This is a genomic window from Dellaglioa sp. CoH-57-MRSF-22 (assembly GCF_056781895.1).
Genome location: NZ_JBXAXT010000011.1, coordinates 3,443 through 5,228 on the forward strand (window position 1 = coordinate 3,443; position 1,786 = coordinate 5,228).

Here is a 1,786-nt window from a genome sequence, read left to right on the forward strand (position 1 = left end):
CCTCAAAACTAAACAAATTTTCGACAAGTGTGTAGGTTTCCGTAATATTCCTTAGAAAGGAGGTGATCCAGCCGCAGGTTCTCCTACGGCTACCTTGTTACGACTTCACCCTAATCATCTGTCCCACCTTAGACGGCTGGCTCCTAAAAGGTTACCTCACCGGCTTTGGGTGTTACAAACTCTCATGGTGTGACGGGCGGTGTGTACAAGGCCCGGGAACGTATTCACCGCGGCATTCTGATCCGCGATTACTAGCGATTCCAACTTCATGTAGGCGAGTTGCAGCCTACAATCCGAACTGAGAACGGCTTTAAGAGATTAGCTTAACCTCGCGGTCTCGCAACTCGTTGTACCGTCCATTGTAGCACGTGTGTAGCCCAGGTCATAAGGGGCATGATGATTTGACGTCATCCCCACCTTCCTCCGGTTTGTCACCGGCAGTCTCATTAGAGTGCCCAACTAAATGCTGGCAACTAATAATAAGGGTTGCGCTCGTTGCGGGACTTAACCCAACATCTCACGACACGAGCTGACGACAACCATGCACCACCTGTCATTCTGTCCCCGAAGGGAACGGCCTATCTCTAGGTTTGTCAGAAGATGTCAAGACCTGGTAAGGTTCTTCGCGTTGCTTCGAATTAAACCACATGCTCCACCGCTTGTGCGGGCCCCCGTCAATTCCTTTGAGTTTCAACCTTGCGGTCGTACTCCCCAGGCGGAGTGCTTAATGCGTTAGCTGCAGCACTGAAGGGCGGAAACCCTCCAACACTTAGCACTCATCGTTTACGGCATGGACTACCAGGGTATCTAATCCTGTTTGCTACCCATGCTTTCGAACCTCAGCGTCAGTTACAGACCAGAGAGCCGCTTTCGCCACTGGTGTTCTACCATATATCTACGCATTTCACCGCTACACATGGTGTTCCACTCTCCTCTTCTGCACTCAAGTTATCCAGTTTCCAATGCATTTCTTCGGTTGAGCCGAAGGCTTTCACATCAGACTTAAAAAACCGCCTGCGTTCGCTTTACGCCCAATAAATCCGGATAACGCTTGCCACCTACGTATTACCGCGGCTGCTGGCACGTAGTTAGCCGTGGCTTTCTGGTTAGATACCGTCACTAGGTAAACAGTTACTCTTACCTACATTCTTCTCTAACAACAGAGCTTTACGATCCGAAAACCTTCTTCACTCACGCGGCGTTGCTCCATCAGACTTTCGTCCATTGTGGAAGATTCCCTACTGCTGCCTCCCGTAGGAGTTTGGGCCGTGTCTCAGTCCCAATGTGGCCGATCACCCTCTCAGGTCGGCTACGTATCATTGCCTTGGTGGGCCTTTACCTCACCAACTAGCTAATACGCCGCGGGTCCATCCAAAAGTGACAGCTTACGCCGTCTTTCATTATCAAACCATGCGGTTTAACAAATTATGCGGTATTAGCACCTGTTTCCAAGTGTTATCCCCCTCTTTTGGGCAGGTTACCCACGTGTTACTCACCCGTTCGCCACTCATTATCTTCGGTGAGTGCAAGCACTCGGTGAAGATAATGCGTTCGACTTGCATGTATTAGGCACGCCGCCAGCGTTCATCCTGAGCCAGGATCAAACTCTCATATAAAAAGTTGATTGCTCTTATTGTTTTGTTACTTTTTGAAACTAGCGAATTGACTTCGCAAATGTTTGCTCTTAACTCTTAGTTAAGAGACCCTACACATTTGATTTGTCGAAAATTTGTTCAGTTTTCAAAGATCTACTTGGTTGCTTTTGACAACTTTTATATCATATCAA

The 1,786-nt window shown here is 48.5% G+C and carries 1 rRNA gene; it reads right to left on the reverse strand.

The features are described 5' to 3' along the window. Positions 1–55: 55 nt before the first annotated feature. Positions 56–1,616: ribosomal RNA gene (locus AC1RPR_RS07775) — 16S ribosomal RNA — on the reverse strand. Positions 1,617–1,786: the final 170 nt, after the last annotated feature.